The sequence below is a fragment of the Stenotrophomonas sp. genome, assembly GCF_035634915.1.
Taxonomy (GTDB): domain Bacteria; phylum Pseudomonadota; class Gammaproteobacteria; order Xanthomonadales; family Xanthomonadaceae; genus Stenotrophomonas.
In genome coordinates this window covers 21,423-38,056 of sequence record NZ_DASQCB010000009.1, presented here as the reverse complement: position 1 = coordinate 38,056, position 16,634 = coordinate 21,423, and the positions used below count along the sequence as shown (strand labels likewise).

Here is a 16,634-nt window from a genome sequence, read left to right as displayed (position 1 = left end):
GCCATGCCGGACGGCAACGCGAAGATCATCGTAGGGGCCAGCCCGGTTGCGGCCGGGCGGCGGCATACCTACCTGCTGTTCGAACATTCCGATGGCAGCCAGCAGGTGGTTCGCGGCGGCCCGGATACGCAGCCCGAAGGCAATGCGCTGTCCAACCTGGCCGGCAGCACCCTGCTGGGTTCGGACAACTACGGCCATATCCAGGTGGATGCAGCACCGTATGAACCGCCGCAGCAGTTCGTCAGCCAGCGCCAGGCCGATGGCAGCCATGTCCGGGTGCCACTGGACCAGGCGCGGCTGGATGATCCGGCACTGCAGCGCAATGCCGAGGGCAAGGTGCTGGTGGGCGAGCAGCGCTCACCCGACTGGCCGCTCCCCGGCGAGACCCATGAACGCCAGGTGGTCTGGCAGGGCAGCGACCAGGAACTGGAAAAGAAGCTCGCTGCGGCCAAGGCAGCCGGGCAGCAGATCAACGATGCGCAGATGGAGTATTCGCCGCTCTACAACAACAGCAACGGCGTCACCAGCACGTTGATGAAGGCGGCCGACATCACGCCATCGCTGCCCAGGGACAAGGATGGCAAGAGCGTGGACGCGCCGGATTTCGGCGAGAACCTGCACCAGGATGTCGGCCTCGGCTCGCATCGCAGCGGCTACTGGTTCGATGGCAAGCAGTGGTACGACGGCGACGACCGCAGGATCCAGCCGCCGCGCGATGGCGAGAAGACCGTGCCGCTGGACCCCGATGCGAAGTCGCATTCCGGTTCGGGCCCGTTGCGCATCAGTGCCAACGAAGGCGAGGCACCACGGCAGGGCGGCAATGCCGGCTTCTCCACCGGCGATGCGGACCTGGATCGCATGGCCAGTGCCTTGTATGCCGGCGACGATGCCGCATTCAATCGTGCCACCGCGAACATCGCACGGTCGCCGGAAGTGGCCGCGTTGGCGCAGCAGGGCCACGCAGCCGAGGAACAGGCGCAGGTGCAGGCCCAGAATGCTGACGCCGCACAGCGCCAGCCTCCGGCGCAGCAGCCGCACGCACGCAGCATGGACGCCTGAAGGGCGCAACGCAGGAGCAGACAGGGTGGGCGAACAGGACCCGGCCGCCGTGCTGGCGGCGCTTCAGAACTCGCTGCGGCTGCAGGCCGCCATGCTGTCCAGGTTCGAGCAGCGCGAGACGCGCATGCAGGCAACCTTTGACCAGTGCGTGCAATCGCTGCAGGCGGACATGGAGGCACTCAACCGCAAGGTCGAAGCCATCGTGGGCGGTGCCAGTGCACGCATCGCATCAGATGCGAAGGATGCCGTGGCACCCGTTACCGCACAGTACGGGCGCGACCTTGCCGCCGCTGCCACGGTCCTGCGGCGTACCGGCGCCACGCTGTGGATGTGGAGCATCGCCGCCGGTGGCCTGCTGGTGCTGGTGCTGATCGTCGGCTGGGCCGTGCTGGGCTATTACCGCGGCGAACTGGCAAGCAGCAAGGAAGCGCTGCAGCGCTATGACGACGCGTTGCCGGTGCTGCAGGCGTACTACGCTTCGGACGCGGCGATCTGCGATGGCCGCGTGTGCATCAACCCCGAAGCGGGCACACCGCGCGGGGGCGGCGACAAGCCCTACCGGCGCGCCAAGGCGCGTCACTGAAGCCGGCGCGCGGATGAAGAAAAGGCTGCGATCCCGGAGGATCGCAGCCTTCTGCGGTTACCAGCCTGGGCGGTGGATCAGTTCGCCAGCGCTAGGTCGTCCATCATCGCGCGCAGGAAGCGGGCCGCTTCACCGCCGGTGGCGGCGCGGTGGTCGAAGGTCACCGACAGCGGGATGACCTTGTGCGCTTCCACGCCACCCATCACCGGGGTCATCTGGTGGCGCGCACGGCCGGCACCGATGATGGCCACGCACGGCGGCACCACGACCGGGGTCGCGTAGCGGCCGGCGAACATGCCGAAGTTGGACAGCGAGATGGTGTAGCCGCTCAGTTCCGAGGCGGCGATCGAGCGTGCTTCCACCTGCTCACGCAGGCGGTTGACGCCTTCGCGGATGCCACGTGCATCGAGCATGTCGGCATTGCGCAGCGCCGGCACGAACAGGCCGTCGTCGGTGTCCACGGCAATGCCGATGTCCACCTGCGCGTGCAGGGTGCGGGTCAGCGCGTCGCCGTCGAACCAGGCGTTCATCGCCGGCACCTTCTGCGCGGCGACCACGATGGCGCGCACCAGGCGGGCGGTGACGTCGTTGCCCGGCAGCCAGGCGTGGATGTCGGCGTCGTCGTTCAGCGTGGTCGGCACGACCTTGCTGTGCGCGTCGGCCATCACCCGTGCCATGTTGCGGCGCACGCCCTTCAGCGGTTCCGGCTGGCCCTTGGCGACCACGCCCGGCGGCTGGGTGCGCATGGGCTTGCCGGCGGCCGAAAGCGGAGTGCGGGCTTCGCTCTGCACCGGGGCCGACACCTGCGCCGGGGCCGGCGCGGCATAGGCAGCGGCCGCAACGGGGGCCGGGGCGGCGCCCAGCTTGGCGCTGCCGTCGGCCGCGGCCTGCTTGACGTCGGCCATGGTCACCGCGCCATCGGCGCCGGTGGCACGCACGCGGGCCAGGTCCACGCCCAGCTTGCGCGCGGTGGCACGCACGGCCGGCACGGCCTTGACCCCACCGACGGCCAGCGCCTGTTCGGTGTGCACGGCATTGGAGCTTTGCATCGCGCCGACCACGGTGCCGGCGTCATCGCGCTCGGCCTTTTCCTCGGCAGCGGCAGCCACCGGAGCGGCCGCGGCCGGCAGCGGCGGCGGGTTCGGTGCGGCCGGGGCCGCCGGGGCCGCCGGGGCGTGCCCGTGGCTGTGGCCGGTGTCCTGGCCATCGGCGCGCTGCGGCAGGTTCGGGTCGATCTCGAAGCTGGCCAGCACGGCACCGGTCGGGATGATGTCGCCGGCCGCGCCGGACAGCTTCAGCACCTTGCCGGACACCGGCGAGGGTACTTCCACCACGGCCTTGGCGGTCTCCATCGACACCAGCGGCGCGTCCAGCTTGATCACATCGCCTTCCTTGACGAACCACTCGACGATGGTCGCGTCCGGCAGGCCTTCACCCAGGTCGGGCAGGTTGAAATTCTTGGTCTGGCTCATGTGCAGTTCTCTTCCAGCAGTTCCAGTTCGCGGGCCGGCAGCCAGCCCGTCGCGCCGTTCGCGCGCTCGGACCACCACCACCCACCATGTTCGTGATGCAGCTTCACCATCTCGCCGTTTTCCACATCCAGCTCGCGGGCGTCGTAGTCGCGCAGGGCTTCGGCGCGACCTTCATCCAGCAGCTGCAGCCAGGCGATGGGCGCCCATCCCGCGCGCCCATCGTTGGTGCGTACCCAGGCAAACGCCGGCCATTCCTCGTCACGAACACCTACCTCGACGATCTGGCCGGAGCGGAACCGGAGCGGATTGGAATACTGGCTGCGGTAAGCCCCAAGGAGGCGGGCCCGCATGTCAGCCCGCCGCCACCGCGCGCTTGGCCGCGGTCACGATCCGGTCCACGCTGGGCAGGTACTTCATTTCCAGGCGGAACAGCGGAATGTGGGTGTCGTAGCCGGTAACGCGCTCGACCGGGGCCAGCAGGTCGTACAGGGATTCCTCGGCAAGGCGCGCGGCGATCTCGGCACCGAAGCCCGCAGTCTTCGGAGCTTCCTGCACGACCACGCAGCGGCCGGTCTTGGCCACCGATTCGGCGATGGTGGCAAAGTCCAGCGGACGCAGCGTGGCCACGTCGATGACTTCAGCACTGATGCCTTCGCCGGCCAGCTTGTCGGCCGCTTCCAGCGCTTCCTTCACCTGTGCGCCCCAGGCCACCAGGGTCACGTCGGTGCCGTCGCGCAGCACGAAGCACACGTCCAGCGGCAAGGCTTCGCCGTCGTTGACGACCACTTCCTTGTACTGGCGGTAGATGCGCTTGGGCTCCATGTAGATCACCGGGTCGGGATCGCGCATGGCGGCCAGCAGCAGGCCGTAGGCACGCTGCGGGCTGGACGGCAGCACCACGCGCAGGCCCGGCACGTTGGTGAAGATCGATTCGTTGGCTTCGCTGTGGTGTTCCGGCGCGCGGATGCCGCCGCCCCACGGCACGCGCAGCACCATGGGGCAGTGCAGGCGGCCACGGGTACGGGTGCGCAGGCGCGCGGCGTGGCAGATGATGTGGTCCACCATCGGATAGACGAAGCCGTCGAACTGGGCTTCGGCCACCGGCTTCATGCCCTGCGCGGCCAGGCCGACGGTCAGGCCGGCGATGGTGGTTTCATCCAGCGGGGTGTCGAGGATGCGCTGCGAACCGAAGCGCTGCTGCAGGCCGGCGGTGGCGCGGAACACGCCGCCGTTGACGCCCACGTCCTCGCCCAGCACCAGCACCGACGGGTCGTGTTCCAGCTCCCAGGCCAGGGCCTGGGTGATGGCTTCGATCAGGGTGATGGGGGTAGCGGTCATTGCGATGTCTCCACCGGCGACAGCGGCGCTGTCGGCGGCATTGGCCCGGGAAGCGGAAGCGCCGTGCTTGATCTCATCCATGGCGCTGCTCCAGGGCAATGGCAGCCGCGCGCTGGGCCAGCAGGTCCGCCGGCGGGTCGGCATACAGGTAGTCGAACATGGCCTCGACCGGCTGCACCGGGGTGTTGAGGTACTGGTTCACTTCCTCGTCCACCTTGGCCGCGCACTGCTCGACCCAGGTCTTTTCTTCGTCGTCGCTCCACACGCCGTTGGCGATGAGGTACTTGCGCAGGCGCAGCATCGGCTCACGGGTCCAGGCGTCCTTCACCTCGGCGTCGTCGCGGTAGCGGCGGGCGTCGTCGGCGGTGGTGTGGTCGGACAGGCGGTAGGTCATCAGTTCCAGCACGGTGCCGCCTTCGCCGGCCAGGCCGCGTTCGCGGGCCTGTTCCATCGCGGCCAGCACGGCGATCAGGTCGTTGCCGTCCACCTGCAGGCAGTGCAGGCCGCCGGCCAGGCCCTTCTGGGCCAGGGTTTCGGCACCGGTCTGGGCCGAGCGCGGCACCGAGATCGCCCAGCCGTTGTTGACGATGCACAGGATCAGCGGGAGCTTGTAGGCACCGGCCGAGTTGAGCGCGGCATAGAAGTCGGTCTTGGAGCTGCCGCCATCGCCGCACACCGCCACCGCGATCTGCGGCTCGTTGTTGAGCTTGAACTTCAGCGCAGCGCCGGCAGCATGCAGGCACTGGGTGGAGATCGGCACGCAGAACGGGAAGTCCTTCACCGCGTTGCCGGTGTAGTCGTTGCCGCGCTCGTCACCGCCCCAGTACATCAGCACGTCGTACGGGCGCACGCCACGCATGAACATGGCGCCGTACTCGCGGTAGCTGGGGGCGAACACGTCACCCTGCTTCATCGCAGCGCCAATGCCCACGTGCGCGGCCTCGTGACCCAGGCAGGCGGCATAGGTGCCGAGCTTGCCGGTGCGCTGCAGCGCGATGGATCTGCTGTCGAACGTGCGCACGTACAGCATCTGCTTGAACAGCGGCACCAGGACGGCCGGATCCTTCAGGGAGGCGGGCAGGTCGTTGCGGACGAGCGTGCCGTCCGCGTCCAGGTACTGCAGGTATTCGATCTTGAACTCGGCGGCTACCGTCATTGCGTACTGCACCTTCGACAGAGAAGTTACAAATGATATGAATCGCCATGTTAAGGAAGGCGTACGAAATAGCCTTCCTGCGGCGCAACACGGCAATTCCCCGTTGTACCCCTGCCGACGGGTGGGGGGCCAATAACAACAACGTATTCAGTCGTTGCTGCAAAGCATCAGAATACGCCTTTGGCTGACTGCTGGCGCAACGGCGCAAACGGTTCCACGCGCAGCCGGAGGCTCGCGGCTGGCTCCACGGGCCACCGCACGCCCCGGTACGGTCTGCCTGCTGCCCGCACGGCAGGCAACGCGCTACCCTTGCCGCCCCTGTTCTGGTCCCGCCCATGTCCGTCGACAACAACCAACGCGATCTCGAAGCTGGCATCCACACCGACCTGCAGGGGCGCCTGACCTACGGCGGCTACCTGCGCCTGGACCAGCTGCTGACCGCGCAGCAGCCGCTGTCCAACCCGCCGCACCACGACGAGATGCTGTTCATCATCCAGCACCAGACCTCGGAGCTGTGGCTGAAGCTGCTGGGCCACGAGCTGCGTGCGGCGATCGGCTTCCTGCAGCGCGACGAGGTCTGGCAGTGCCGCAAGGTGCTGGCGCGCAGCAAGCAGGTGCTGCGCCAGCTGACCGAACAGTGGTCGGTGCTGGAAACCCTGACCCCGTCCGAGTACATGGGCTTCCGCGACGTGCTGGGCCCGTCCTCGGGCTTCCAGTCGCTGCAGTACCGCTACATCGAGTTCCTGCTGGGCAACAAGAACGCGCAGATGCTGCAGGTGTTCGAATACGACGTGGACGGCCAGGCGCAGCTGCGCAGCGTGCTGGAAGCGCCCAGCCTGTACGAGGAATTCCTGAAGTACCTGGCCCGCTTCGGCCACGATATCCCCGACCTCTACAGCGACCGCGACTGGACCCAGCCGCACGTGTCCGATGACAGCCTGCAGCCGGTGTTCGAACGCATCTACCAGGACACCGACCGCTACTGGCGCGAGTATTCGCTGTGCGAGGACCTGGTGGACCTGGAAACCGCGTTCCAGCTCTGGCGCTTCCGCCACATGCGCACGGTGATGCGGGTGATCGGCTTCAAGCGCGGCACCGGTGGCTCGTCCGGCGTGGGCTTCCTGCGACAGGCGCTGGAGCTGACCTTCTTCCCCGAGCTGTTCCAGGTGCGCACCAGCCTGCAGGCGGGGCCACCGGCAGACCCGGCCTGAGCCCCATTCAGCAAGGGCGCTGGCGATTGGCTGGATCGTTTCAGATGCAAGTTCAGCGAGCAGGCCGTGACCTGCCTCAAACGGCGTGTATTTGACGTGAACGCCACAAGTCGGTGATCCTCGCGCGTTGCTCCAGCGCACATCGGATGTGCCGTCCATCCACCGAACCAGGAAATCCGCATGAGCCTAAACGCCACTGCGAACACCCCAGAGCCGGCGCTGCCGGACTTCAAGACCACGATGGGCCACCCGCGCCCGCTGTGGATGCTGTTCATGACCGAGTTCTGGGAGCGCTTTGCGTTCTACGGCATCCGCTGGGCCTTGGTGCTGTACATCGTCGCCCAGTTCTACAACGGCAGTGCTGCCGGTGAAGGCGACGCCAGCCGCATCTACGGCGCCTACCTGGCCCTGGTGTACGCCGCGGCGATCTTCGGTGGCTACGTGGCCGACCGGGTACTGGGTTACCAGCGATCCATCCTGACCGGCGCGGTCATCATGGCCGCCGGCCTGTTCATGATCTCGCTGCCGCAGGAGCACATCTTCAAGCTCGGCCTGGCCACGATCATCGTCGGCAACGGCCTGTTCAAGCCGAACATCTCCACCATGGTCGGCAAGCTGTACGGCCTGAAGGATGAGCGCCGCGACTCGGGCTTCACCATCTTCTACATGGGCATCAACATCGGCGCGATGATCGCTCCGGTGCTGACCGAGTACCTGGCCCGCAAGGTCTTCGGTACCGATGCGATGCCGTCCTACAAGGTCGTGTTCATCGCTTCGGGCGTGGGCATGCTGATCTCGCTGGTGTGGTTCTACATCGGTCGCGCCGGCCTGAAGGGCATTGGCGCACCGCCGGCCGGTGCCGAAGGCTTCGGTCGCATCGTGATGGTGCTGGCCGGTGCCGTGGTCGCCATTCCGGTGGCCTACTTCCTGCTGGCCACCGGTGCTACGGCGCTGGCCTGGATCCTGGGCGCCATGTTCACCGCCCTGGCCATCCTGCTGCTGGTGGAAGGCATCCGCGAGGGCAAGGTGCAGCGCGACCGCGTGATCGCCATGCTGATCATCTTCGCCTTCAACGTGATGTTCTGGATGTTCTTCGAACAGGCCGGCAGCTCCTTCACCTTCCTGGCCGAGAACATCGTCAACCGCCAGATGGGCGACTGGACCTTCCCGACCGCATGGTTCCAGTCGGTCAACTCGGTGGCGATCATCGCCCTGGCGCCGATCATTGCCTGGATCTGGGTCAAAATGGGCAGCGCCAATCCGTCCATTCCGCGCAAGTTCGGCCTGGGCCTGCTGTTCAACGGCGCCGCCTTCGCCCTGCTGATGTTCGCCCTGTCGCAGATGGTCGTGGACGGCAAGATTCCGTTCTGGACCCTGTTCATGGTCTACGTCATCCAGTCGGTGGGCGAGCTGTGCCTGTCGCCGATCGGCCTGTCGATGGTGACCAAGCTGGCCCCGGTGCGCCTGGTCGGCTTCGGCATGGGGGGCTGGTTCCTGTCCACCGGCATCGGCAACAACCTGTCGGGCATCTTCGCCGGCGCGGTGTCCGGTGAAGGCGGCATGACGATCGAATCGGCGCTGAAGGGGTATACCTTCGGGTTCTGGGCCCTGATCGGCTCCGGCGTGGTGCTGTTCCTGATCGCCCCGCTGATCAACAAGCTGATGCACGGCGTCAAGTAAACACAGAGGGTAGCAGGCATGCGTACAACGTTCGGCGGTGCAGTGGTGGCAGTGGTGTGTGCGGCGCTGATCAGCGCCTGTTCCCAGCAACCGCCGCCGGCACCGGCCGAACCGACGCAGCCGCTCGATACCCGTCCCACCGAGCCACCGGCCGCTGACCCCAGCGCGCCGGTGGCCTCGGGCAACACCCCGGCCGCGGCCGACATCGCCGCCATCGCCGGCCTCAATGCCAGTTTCGACCCGGCGCGCGACCCGGCTGCCGATCTGGAAACCGCCAAGGTCGAAGCCCAGCGCGGCAACAAGCACATCATCCTGGACGTGGGCGGCGAGTGGTGCCCCTGGTGCCACCTGATGGACCAGTTCGTGGAAGGCGATGCTGGGATCCGCCGTTTCCGCGATGCCAACTATGTGTGGATGAAGGTCAACTACAGCGAAGAGAACGAGAACGCGGCGTTCCTTTCGCAGTATCCGCAGGTGAAGGGTTACCCGCACCTGTTCGTGCTCGATTCGGACGGCACCCTGCTGCAGTCGCAGTTCACTGGCGAACTGGAAAAAGCCAAGAGCGAAGGCAAAGGCTACAACCGCGCAAAGTTCATGGCCTTCCTGGAAAAGTGGGCGCCACAGCGCTGACCCCGAATGCCCTGCCTTTGTAGAGTCGAGCCATGCTCGACTGCCGTGCTCTCGTAGAGTCGAGCTTGCTCGACTACTCGGGTCGCTCGAATGCTTTAGAAACCCACCCCATGGCCGCTAACGGCAAGGACGTCAGTCGACAGGATTGTCGGCTGCCCCTACCGGAGCGCCCATGCACAGCGACCACGCCCAACGCCAGCCCGACGCGACCCGCGACGCCGCCCCCGAGGGGGTGAGCCTGCCGCCGCAGGATGCCCTGCTGGATGATGCGGGCACCGGCCAGGACAACGTGGAGCTGGCACCGCCGCGCCATCGCCTGCCGCAGATCGCCCTGCCGGACAACGTCGTGCTGAACGGCGCGGTGCAGAAGCTGGTCGAACAGAAATCCCGCCTGGATCGCCTGGCCACCGAGGGCCTGCTGGGGGGCCTGCTGCCGCAGGAGTGGCAAGGCAACGGCCTGCGTGCGATCGACCTGCCCAGCTTCGTGCAGGGCGTACTGCCCTTCCTGCAGACCGGCGAACGCGGCGAGACCGCGCCGGCCCGCGTGCCGGTACGCCATGTGCTGGGTGATGACAGCCGCTGGGGCGTGGACGACGTGGCCGAACCAAAATCGCTGGCCTGGTACCTGGCAGCAGACGACCGCGCGACCGCAGGCAGCAAGGATGTGGCCGACGCCTGGCTGGTCGGCGCGCTGGGCCTGGCGTGGATGCAGGAGGGGCGCAGCCGTCCCGGGTTCCTGCGCGCGATGAACCAGGACAGCCTTGCCGCGCGGGTGACCATGCTCGGCTACCCGGCGCCGGGCGAGCTGGCGCTGTACAGCGTGACCGCGCATGGTCTGGCCCAGATCTGGTGCGTGCATGGCCGACGCCGGGTGCGCCCGCTGCTGGCGCCGTGGCTGAGCGTGCCGCTGCTGACCGCCTATGGCGTGGCGGCGCCCGTGGCATGGCCGGCCAGCTTCCCGCCTGTGGACGCCGTGGCCGAAGCCATCGCCGCCGCCCGGCCGGGCCGGCTGGTGCCGGAAGTGGACCTGGGCAAGGTCGTGGCGAAGATCGCCGAAGACGCCGCCGCCGAGACCTGGCAGCCGGTCAGCCTGCTGCAGCTCAACACCTGGTCGCCGCGCTGGACGTTCTTCCTGGGCACCTTCGTGGGCCTGCCGTCCCTGCTGCTGGTAGCCGCTGCGCTGGCGTTGCCGGGTGCGATCGAGGCGGCGACAGTCGCGGCGTCGCTGGGCTTCGCAGGCGGTGCCATCGCCGCGTTGGCCGTGCCGTGGATCCATGCGCGACGCAAGCATTTGAGCTGATGCGCCGGGGTCGGATCCCTCTCCGCGGGAAAGCCATCTGACCCCGCCGGGTGAGCGTCATCCACGCAGGACGTGGATCTACTCGCGTACCACCCGCAACGCGGTCGCGTACGCCTTGGCGTAGCTGGTGAAATCGCGCAGCCGGTTCAGCGACAGCAGGAACCCGGGCGGGCAGGGCTTCAGCCGATGGTGCTCGAACCAGACCTCGGCGATGGATTCCACGGTGGCCAGCGCCTCATCGATGCGCTGCAGGTCGGCCTCGTGATCGAGGGCCGGGGCGGGCGCCGGAACCTTGCGGCGGGCGGATCGGGACATGGCGGGATTCCTGAGCCTGGATCGACGGGCGTTGTGCCCCGGCAGCGGTGCTCCGCTGCATGCCCAACCTCGCTCGGGTTGGGGTTTTCGTCCAATAGCCAGAACCACTCAATGCGAGTGGTTTGATAGGCCTGACCTGTCCTGAGCGATGCCAACGGGCCGATCCCGAAACATCGGGCGGCAAAGCCGACAGTTAGTGACGCGCGAGGCCCGAGTGCCGTTCGTCGGCAAAACCCCAGCCACGTGCATCCAGCGTCATCAACAACGGGCCTGCGCACCCTCGCAGGGTTAGCGACGACAGGTCGCGCATGGCAGGCAACATCCTCCACGCGTGGCGTGGATCTACCTTGGGAAAGGGGCCCTCAGACCCCTTCGCCCATCCGCTCCAGGCCGTCACCGGCCAGCCGCAGGATCAGCTTTTCCAGCAGCTGCTCTTCTTCCTCGCTCAGCACCGACATCAGCTTGCGGGTGATCTCGATCACCAGCGGCGCGATGGTCTCGTACACCTCGAACCCCGCCGCGGACAGCGCCAGCACCGAGCGCCGGCGGTCATCGCCGTGTGTCTCACGCTTGATGAAACCGCGCTCGAGCAGCCGCGCCACCGCCCGGCTGACCGCCACCTTGTCCATGGCCGTGCGGTCGGAGACCTCACTGGCCGACGACCCCGGGTACAGCGCCAGGATGGTGATCACCCGCCACTCGGGAATGGCCAGGCCATAGCGGTCGCCATAGAGCTTGGCGATGTTGCCGCTCACGCGGTTGGACAGCACGCTCAGCCGATACGGCAGGAACTGTTCCAGGTCGAGCAGGACGTGCGAGGCACGCACACGGGTGGAGGCGGGGTCGGCTGGGCTCATGCTGCGGTGCACCTTGCTGGTGGTTTCAAGTGTAACTATAAGTGGTATGTCCGGACCCTGCATTCTCGCCGGGTCCACCCCAGCCCGCACCTGGTTTGTACCGATGCGGTACCGATTCGGAGCCACGCCATGAATACCGCAGTCCCGACCGCCTCGCACCCGAACCCCGGCATGCAGGTCACCACCTTCGAAAACCCGATGGGCATCGACGGCTTCGAGTTCGTCGAATTTGCCGCCCCGGCCGGTCGTGGCCAGGAGCTGCACGAGTACTTCCGCAAGATGGGCTTCAGCGCGGTGCTCAGGCACAAGCAGCGTCCGATTACCGTCTATCGCCAGGGCGACGTCAACTTCCTGGTCAATGAAGACCCCGATTCGTTCGCCGCCGACTTCGCCGAAAAGCACGGTCCGTGCGCCTGCGGCTTCGCCATCCGCTTCAAGAAGCCGGGCCAGGAGGTCTACCAGACCGCCCTGGGCAACGGCGCTGAAGCCATCGCCTTCAAGCCGGACAGCAAGGCCGTCAACGCCCCGGTCATCAAGGGCATCGGCGATTGCATGCTGTACCTGGTGGACCGCTACGGCAGCGCCGGCAGCGTCTTCGATGGCGACTACGAAGCCGTGCCCGGCGCCGACCTGCATCCGTTCGGCTTCGGCCTGACCTTCATCGACCACCTGACCCACAACCTGTACTTCGGCAACATGCAGCAGTGGTCGGATTACTACGAGCGCCTGTTCAACTTCCGCGAGATCCGCTACTTCGACATCAAGGGCCTGAAGACCGGGCTGGTGTCCAAGGCGATGACCGCGCCGGACGGCATCGTGCGCATCCCGCTGAACGAATCGTCCGACCCGAAGAGCCAGATCAACGAGTACCTGGACGCGTACAAGGGCGAGGGCATCCAGCACATCGCCTGCTTCACCGACAACATCTACGAGACCGTCGAAGCCATGCGCGCGCAGGGCGTGGATTTCCTCGACACGCCGGAGACCTACTTCGATGTGATCGACCAGCGCGTGCCCAACCACGGTGAAGACGTGGCGCGCCTGGCCAAGAACAAGATCCTGATCGACGCCGACCCGGAAACCCACCAGCGCAAGCTGCTGCAGATCTTCACCCAGAACTGCATCGGCCCGATCTTCTTCGAGATCATCCAGCGCAAGGGCAACGAAGGTTTCGGCGAAGGCAACTTCACCGCGCTGTTTGAAAGCATCGAGCGCGACCAGATCCGCCGCGGCGTGCTGTAACGTTCATCGGCAGTGCCGGGCCACGCCCGGCGGCTGCTCACCCGTAGAGCCGAGCCATGCCCGGCTGCTTTCCGTTCCGGCATCGCGTTCCAGGAGCCACCATGTCCACCGCCCTCATCGCCCGCGGCTACCAGTCCGGTTTCGGCAACGAGTTCGCCACCGAAGCCGTCGCCGGCGCGCTGCCGGTCGGGCAGAACTCGCCGCAGAAGGTGGCCCACGGCCTGTATGCCGAGCAGCTGTCCGGCACCGCGTTCACCGCGCCGCGTGGCAGCAACCGCCGCAGCTGGCTGTACCGCATCCGCCCGGCGGTGACCCATGGCGAATTCACCCCGTTCGCGCAGTCGCAGCTGCAGTGTGATTTCAGCGCGCAGCCGGCTTCGCCCAACCAGCTGCGCTGGAGCCCGCTGCCGCTGCCGGAACTTCCGACCGATTTCGTCGAAGGCCTGTACACGATGGGCGGCAACGGCGCCCCCGATGCGCATGCCGGCGTCGGCATCCATCTGTATGCCGCCAACCGGGACATGGTCGGCCGCTACTTCTACAACGCCGATGGCGAACTGCTGATCGTGCCGCAGCTGGGCGCGCTGCGCCTGCTGACCGAACTGGGCGTGATCGAGATCGAACCGCAGCAGATCGCGGTCATACCGCGTGGCGTGCGCTTCCGCGTCGAGCTGCCCGATGGCCCCAGCCGTGGCTACATCTGCGAGAACCATGGTGCCCTGCTGAAGCTGCCGGACCTGGGCCCGATCGGCGCCAACGGCCTGGCCAACCCGCGCGACTTTGAAACCCCGCATGCCGCGTTCGAAGATGTGGACGGTGATTTCGAACTGATCGCGAAGTTCGAAGGCCGCCTGTGGCGCGCGCCCATCGACCATTCGCCGCTGGACGTGGTGGCCTGGCATGGCAATTACGCGCCGTACCGCTACGATCTGCGCCGCTTCAACACCATCGGCTCGATCAGCTACGACCATCCGGACCCGTCAATCTTCCTGGTGCTGCATTCGCCCAGCGACACGCCCGGCACCAGCAACATGGATTTCGCCATCTTCCCGCCGCGCTGGCTGGTGGCGCAGAACACGTTCCGCCCGCCGTGGTTCCACCGCAACATCGCCAGCGAGTTCATGGGCCTGGTGCACGGCGCCTACGACGCCAAGGCCGAAGGCTTCGTGCCCGGTGGCGCGTCACTGCACAACTGCATGAGCGGCCATGGCCCGGATGCGCCGACCTTCGACAAGGCATCCAACGCCGATCTGTCCAAGGCCGATGTCATCAAGGACACGATGGCCTTCATGTTCGAGACCCGCGCAGTGATCCGCCCCAGCGCCCAGGCCTTGGCCGCCAGCCACCGCCAGGGCGACTACCAGCAGTGCTGGAACGGCCTGCGCAACAACTTCCGTTGATCAAAAAAGGGGACGGAACAGTCGACCAACGGTCGACTCTACCTACGCCGTGGCCGCGAAGGCGTCGCAATGCTCGACCGGCAGCGCTTCCAGCAGGCGCAGCCGCACACGCTCGCAATAGCCGTCGGAGGTCATGCCCGGCAGCGCCTGCAGGGCCGCCTGCAGCACCTTCACCACGTCATCCTCGGCGCGCGCCTGCTGCAGGTCGCGAAACAGCGCCGCGGCCATCGGGTTGCGCTGCATTTCCAGGATGCCCAGCAGGTAGATGCGCGCGGCCACCAGCGAACGGCGGCGTTCCACCGGCACGCTGGGTGCTGGGGACTCGGGAGGCGGCGGTGCCGGCTGGGGTGTCGTTTTCGGCACGGATGGCGGTGCTGGCGATGCCACCGCGCCGGTTTCCAGGTAGCCCCCCTGGATCAGCTGGATCACCATGGCCGGCGCTTCCTGGCCCATCAATCCGGTCAGGTCGGCAATGCTGCGCTGGCCATCGCACAGGATCAGCAGCCGGCGCTGGCGCATGTCCAGCGGCGCGCGGTGGGCCTGCAGCGCGGTTCGGGCGAGGTCGGTCTTGCGCGGTTGCATGGGAGGGACAGCCAAGTCGGTGCACGCCGAGCCTGAACGCGGGGCATGTAACGGCGATGACAATGCAGCACCTGCACGCGCGCTGCGCTAGCGTGCAGCCATCCCGTGCCAAGGAACCGCGCCATGAAACACCTCCCGATTGCCGGCCTGCTGTTGTTGTCACTGGCCGCCTGTTCACGCAGCCCCGAGACACCTGATGCCGCCCCGGCTCCGGCCAAGGACACTGCATCGGCCACTGCCCCGGCCGATGCCGATCTGGCCACCACCTCGCCGGTCGACCCGCGCAGCGACAGCCCGGCACGCCTGGACGGCTTCGGCGGGGCCCGCCTGGGCGCGGCCATCGCCGATGTGCGCAGTGGCTTCGGCGCGCCGCTGCAGGGCTTGGGAACCGATGCGGCAGGCAAGCCGCTGCCGGCTGACGACAACAACGATGGCTGCTATTTCCTGCGCCCGCAGGATGCCGAAGACCCGCGCCTGATGATCGAGGGCCGCAAGCTGGTGCGCTATGACGTGCGCAGCACCGGCATCGTCGCCCCGGGCGGCGGCAAGGTCGGCATGACCCTGGGCGAACTGCAGCTGCTGTACCCCGAACGTGCTGACGTTGGCCCGGACAAGTACGACGAGAAGGCCCAGCACCTGCGCGTACGCCCGGCCCAGGAGGGCGCGGCCATCATCGATTTCGCGCTGGGCGCCGACGGCAAGGTCGGCAGTTGGCGGGTCGGCCAGACCCCGCAGGTGGATTACGTGGAAGGCTGCGGCTGACCACGGCGGGCGTGCCCCGCCCGCGATGGGTGGGGCACGCGTAGAATCGCGCCACGACCGCTGGGGAGTGCTCGATGATCGCCATTTCAATTGCTTGGTTCCTGCTTGGCCTGCTGCTGCTGGCGCTGGGCGGGGATTCCATCGTCAAGGCCGTGTCCGGTCTTGCGCAGCGCTTCGGCGCCAGCGCCTTCACTGCCGGCCTGCTGCTTCTGGGCGTCGCCACCTCGCTGCCGGAACTGGCGGTCAATGCGCGCGCGCTGTGGGTTGGCCAGCCTGAGCTGGCCCTGGGCAACGCCATCGGCAGCAGCGTCGCCAACCTGGGCCTGACCCTGGCCGTGGCCGCCATCGCCGCGCCGCTGCTGCTGCGCGCGCGGCTGCAGGGTGTGCTGTGGTGGTCGCTGCTGGCCGCCGGCCTGCTGCTGATCGTGTTCGGCCTGGATGGTCGCCTGCAGCGCTGGGAAGCCGGCGTGCTGGTGGCAGGCTTCGTGCTGGTGCAGATCGTGCTGCTGCGTCGCGGGCGCCTGGAAGCGCCGGACGTGCAGGCGGTCATCGCCGAATCCGCGCTGAGCCGCACCAGCCTGCCGCTGAACGTGCTGCGCGTGCTGATCGCCGCGTTGACCCTGTACTGGGGCGCGCGCCTGGTGGTGGGCGCTGCGGCGGATTTCGGTGCGGCCCTGGGCTGGACGCCGTTGCTGGTGGGCCTGCTGCCGGTGGCCATCGGCACCACGCTGCCGGAAGCAGCCGCGGCCATCGCAGCGGCGCGGCGTGGCCAGGGCGACATGGTGCTGGGCCACGTGCTGGGTTCCAGCGTGGTCAACCTGCTGCTGGTGATCGGCGCGATGGGGCTGCTGCAGCCGCTGGCCCTGCCGGCGTCGTTCGTGCGGCTGGAGCTGCCGGCGCTGCTGGCTTTCGCCCTGGTGCTGTACCCGATGCTGCGCGGCGATCTGAGGATCAGCCGCGCCGAAGGCACGATCCTGCTGGGCGCATTCGTGGCCTGGCTGGGGCTGGAGATCGCGCTGGTCATGTAGATCCACGCCATGCGTGGAT

The 16,634-nt window shown here is 67.5% G+C and carries 17 protein-coding genes; 10 read left to right on the top strand and 7 right to left on the bottom strand.

All coding sequences use genetic code 11. The features are described from left to right. Window positions 1–3 precede the first annotated feature (3 nt). Together VER16_RS06430 and VER16_RS06425 are read left to right on the top strand one after the other, a co-directional pair. Complete coding sequence (locus VER16_RS06430; protein WP_324806423.1) at window positions 4–1,059, top strand: hypothetical protein; 1,056 nt, start codon at window positions 4–6, stop codon at window positions 1,057–1,059. A 25-nt stretch (window positions 1,060–1,084) separates the two neighbouring features. Next, window positions 1,085–1,642: a hypothetical protein gene (locus tag VER16_RS06425; RefSeq protein WP_324806421.1), complete on the top strand. Its 558-nt coding sequence runs from the start codon at window positions 1,085–1,087 to the stop codon at window positions 1,640–1,642. A gap of 77 nt (window positions 1,643–1,719) precedes the next feature. Here the strand turns inward: VER16_RS06425 and VER16_RS06420 are convergent, their stop codons facing one another. The 4 genes from VER16_RS06420 to pdhA are packed head-to-tail and all read right to left on the bottom strand — an operon-like array spanning window position 1,720 to window position 5,608. Continuing rightward, on the bottom strand, window positions 1,720–3,114 hold the full coding sequence (locus VER16_RS06420; protein ID WP_324806419.1) for a dihydrolipoamide acetyltransferase family protein: 1,395 nt from the start codon (window positions 3,112–3,114) through the stop codon (window positions 1,720–1,722). After that, entirely contained in the window at window positions 3,111–3,464 is a 354-nt protein-coding gene (locus VER16_RS06415; protein ID WP_324806417.1) for an SH3 domain-containing protein, read from the bottom strand. Before VER16_RS06415 ends, VER16_RS06420 begins: the two co-directional genes overlap by 4 nt. 1 nt (window position 3,465) lies before the next feature. After that, window positions 3,466–4,533 (bottom strand): alpha-ketoacid dehydrogenase subunit beta, encoded by a 1,068-nt coding sequence (locus VER16_RS06410; protein WP_324806415.1) that lies wholly within the window; start codon window positions 4,531–4,533, stop codon window positions 3,466–3,468. Next, window positions 4,526–5,608: a pyruvate dehydrogenase (acetyl-transferring) E1 component subunit alpha gene (gene pdhA, locus VER16_RS06405; protein ID WP_324806413.1), complete on the bottom strand. Its 1,083-nt coding sequence runs from the start codon at window positions 5,606–5,608 to the stop codon at window positions 4,526–4,528. The genes VER16_RS06410 and pdhA overlap by 8 nt, the downstream gene beginning before the upstream one ends. A 335-nt stretch (window positions 5,609–5,943) precedes the next feature. Between pdhA and VER16_RS06400 the strand changes: the two genes are divergently transcribed. The 4 genes from VER16_RS06400 to VER16_RS06385 all read left to right on the top strand — a co-directional run bounded on the left by VER16_RS06400 (window position 5,944) and on the right by VER16_RS06385 (window position 10,429). Further along, window positions 5,944–6,819, top strand: coding sequence for a tryptophan 2,3-dioxygenase (locus tag VER16_RS06400; RefSeq protein ID WP_324806411.1), 876 nt, complete (start codon window positions 5,944–5,946; stop codon window positions 6,817–6,819). A gap of 180 nt (window positions 6,820–6,999) precedes the next feature. Continuing rightward, window positions 7,000–8,499, top strand: a complete 1,500-nt coding sequence (locus VER16_RS06395) for an oligopeptide:H+ symporter (protein WP_324806409.1) — start codon at window positions 7,000–7,002, stop codon at window positions 8,497–8,499. An 18-nt stretch (window positions 8,500–8,517) separates the two neighbouring features. Next, on the top strand, window positions 8,518–9,129 hold the full coding sequence (locus VER16_RS06390; protein WP_324806408.1) for a thioredoxin family protein: 612 nt from the start codon (window positions 8,518–8,520) through the stop codon (window positions 9,127–9,129). 172 nt (window positions 9,130–9,301) lie between these two features. Further along, window positions 9,302–10,429: a hypothetical protein gene (locus tag VER16_RS06385; RefSeq protein ID WP_324806406.1), complete on the top strand. Its 1,128-nt coding sequence runs from the start codon at window positions 9,302–9,304 to the stop codon at window positions 10,427–10,429. Window positions 10,430–10,507: 78 nt separating this feature from the next. On the opposite strand, the gene VER16_RS06380 is transcribed toward VER16_RS06385, so the two are convergent. Next, window positions 10,508–10,744: a hypothetical protein gene (locus VER16_RS06380; protein WP_324806405.1), complete on the bottom strand. Its 237-nt coding sequence runs from the start codon at window positions 10,742–10,744 to the stop codon at window positions 10,508–10,510. A 362-nt stretch (window positions 10,745–11,106) separates the two neighbouring features. Next, a complete protein-coding gene (locus VER16_RS06375; RefSeq protein ID WP_324806403.1) occupies window positions 11,107–11,601 on the bottom strand; it encodes a MarR family winged helix-turn-helix transcriptional regulator in 495 nt (164 codons plus the stop codon). A 129-nt stretch (window positions 11,602–11,730) separates the two neighbouring features. Between VER16_RS06375 and hppD the strand changes: the two genes are divergently transcribed. Both hppD and hmgA read left to right on the top strand, forming a co-directional pair. Continuing rightward, complete coding sequence (gene hppD / locus VER16_RS06370) at window positions 11,731–12,843, top strand: 4-hydroxyphenylpyruvate dioxygenase (RefSeq protein ID WP_324806401.1); 1,113 nt, start codon at window positions 11,731–11,733, stop codon at window positions 12,841–12,843. A gap of 101 nt (window positions 12,844–12,944) precedes the next feature. Beyond that, entirely contained in the window at window positions 12,945–14,243 is a 1,299-nt protein-coding gene (hmgA, locus tag VER16_RS06365) for a homogentisate 1,2-dioxygenase (RefSeq protein WP_324806399.1), read from the top strand. 42 nt (window positions 14,244–14,285) lie between these two features. On the opposite strand, the gene VER16_RS06360 is transcribed toward hmgA, so the two are convergent. Further along, complete coding sequence (locus tag VER16_RS06360; protein ID WP_324806397.1) at window positions 14,286–14,825, bottom strand: hypothetical protein; 540 nt, start codon at window positions 14,823–14,825, stop codon at window positions 14,286–14,288. A 123-nt stretch (window positions 14,826–14,948) separates the two neighbouring features. Here VER16_RS06360 and VER16_RS06355 point away from each other — a divergent pair, with 123 nt between their 5' ends. After that, window positions 14,949–15,587: a hypothetical protein gene (locus tag VER16_RS06355; RefSeq protein WP_324806395.1), complete on the top strand. Its 639-nt coding sequence runs from the start codon at window positions 14,949–14,951 to the stop codon at window positions 15,585–15,587. Window positions 15,588–15,661: 74 nt separating this feature from the next. Beyond that, window positions 15,662–16,615 (top strand): sodium:calcium antiporter, encoded by a 954-nt coding sequence (locus tag VER16_RS06350; RefSeq protein WP_324806394.1) that lies wholly within the window; start codon window positions 15,662–15,664, stop codon window positions 16,613–16,615. Window positions 16,616–16,634 lie beyond the last annotated feature (19 nt).